This is a genomic window from Clostridium arbusti SL206, from assembly GCF_000246895.1.
Taxonomy (GTDB): Bacteria; Bacillota; Clostridia; order Clostridiales; family Clostridiaceae; genus Clostridium_I; species Clostridium_I arbusti.
Genome location: NZ_BAEV01000216.1, coordinates 1 through 403, shown reverse-complemented (window position 1 = coordinate 403; position 403 = coordinate 1). Strand labels below are relative to the sequence as shown.

Here is a 403-nt window from a genome sequence, read left to right as displayed (position 1 = left end):
TAAGGATATACCGTGGCATATAAGTAGTCATATCCTCCTACTTTTAAGCTGGATGAGTATTTGTTTAATGTTACTGATGTTGATGAATTTTTACTTACTGTTACCCTACAAGTAGCCGTTATATATCCATCACTTGTTGTTGCTGTTATAGTTGCTGTTCCTGATCCTACCGCATTTACTGTTCCCCAAGAGGATACCGTTGCTACACTGGAATTAGATGTTGTCCATGTTACTGTCTGATTTGTTGCATTATAGGGATACACCGTGGCGTATAAGTAGTCATATCCTCCTACTTTTAAGCTGGATGAGTATTTGTTTAATGTCACTGATGTCGGTGTTCTACTTACTGTTACTGTGCAACTAGCTGTTTTATATCCATCATTGTTGTTGCTGTTATAGTCGC

Annotated in this window: 1 protein-coding gene; it reads right to left on the bottom strand. The window is 38.0% G+C overall.

Features of this window, described 5'->3' with window-relative positions:
- Positions 1-403, bottom strand: a 403-nt coding sequence (locus tag RH99_RS18390) for an Ig-like domain-containing protein (RefSeq protein WP_010241916.1), incomplete at both ends; no start/stop codon positions are given.